This is a genomic window from Rhodococcus sp. H29-C3 (assembly GCF_030063405.1).
Classification (GTDB): domain Bacteria; phylum Actinomycetota; class Actinomycetes; order Mycobacteriales; family Mycobacteriaceae; genus Rhodococcoides.
On sequence record NZ_JASITC010000047.1, the window covers coordinates 1 to 1,184 of the forward strand.

The window sequence follows — 1,184 nt, forward strand, 5'->3', positions numbered from 1 at the left end:
GGCGACAACCTCCACCTCGCACACGACAGCGCGTACACCTGCGATGACAGTCAGGTTCCGGCCGACGGCACCACGGCCGACTGAGCAACGGGGCACCAGAACGGAGTGCTGATTGCGGTTCGGCCGGCACCCGCCCTGGTCTCACCGACATTTCGGGAGTCGGACATACGCGCAGCCCCCAGGCCTTCGATCAGGTGATTCGCCGTGTCCAAGAGACATTCCGAGCCACACCCGCAGCCTGATCTACGCACTCACCGCTGCGGGCCTCGATGCCCTCTAGCAGTCAGGTACAGCGGGACGGTCTGAAGTGCCGTAGTCGGACAGAGTTTGGAATTACTGCCGCTGTCGTGTGGAAGTCGGTATCTACTGTGGTTGCATCGGTGCCTGAAGTAGTGCAACCACCATTTCTACGATCTGGCCCGGAGTCGGCCCGAGTGATTCGAGAACTCCGGTCTCTTCTTGTGAGCGTTCGTAGTCTGCGAGCAGCGCGAACAGTGTGGTAGCCATCGAGGAGATCCTGCTAGCGCGTTCGTATTCGGTTCCGTTCCGAAGCTGTTGGGCTAACGCCTGTGTAATCGTCGACCACGCCGATCCTTCATCTGCAGGCCAGATCTTGACCTGACTGCGCATAACCTCGAGAAATCGAAAGTAGTGGGTCGCTCCTTGTTGTTTCGTTGCTTCCAGAAGCGCGTGCACCAGAATGTCCGTCAGTGTGTGCGTGTCGCGGTCTTCGGCGGTGGTCAGTAGTCGAGCGGCGGTTGCCTCCACGGAAGTCAACCGCCGGCGCACTATCGCACCGATCAATCCCTGGCGATCACCGAAGTGGTAGTGCACCGCCGAATTGTTGCGATGTCCTCCGGCGATTGCGATGTCTCTGAGTGAGACGTAGGCGCCTCGCTCGGCAAAAAGACGTTCCGCAGCGGTGAGGAGTGCATCGACAGCCATGCGGGCAATCTACCCTTGACACGTTTAAGCAACTTCGCTTAACTAGGGTCATGGAGTACTCCGGAAACGACGAACCCCGCGAAATCGATTCTGTTGCATCACTCGGCAGATATGCGAGGGGGTGGCACTGCCTGGGCTTGTCTGAGCCCTACAAGGACGGTGAGCCGCACGCGATCCACGCGTTTGGAACCAAGCTGGTCGTATTCGCCGACAGCAGGGGTGAACTTGCAGTCCTGGAA

1 protein-coding gene and 1 pseudogene are annotated in these 1,184 nt (G+C 59.3%); one reads left to right on the forward strand and one right to left on the reverse strand.

The genetic code is table 11. From position 1 onward, the window contains the following. Positions 1 to 363: 363 nt before the first annotated feature. Positions 364 to 945, reverse strand: a complete 582-nt coding sequence (locus QMK32_RS25040) for a TetR/AcrR family transcriptional regulator (RefSeq protein ID WP_283478274.1) — start codon at positions 943 to 945, stop codon at positions 364 to 366. A gap of 50 nt (positions 946 to 995) precedes the next feature. Here QMK32_RS25040 and QMK32_RS25045 point away from each other — a divergent pair. Continuing rightward, a pseudogene (locus QMK32_RS25045) lies at positions 996 to 1,184 on the forward strand (3-ketosteroid-9-alpha-hydroxylase); the annotation flags it as partial.

What these genes read in the sequence shown, in the direction of transcription:
- QMK32_RS25040 (WP_283478274.1), bottom strand. Translation starts at nt 945, where the DNA reads ATGGCTGTCGATGCACTCCTCACCGCTGCGGAACGTCTTTTTGCCGAG.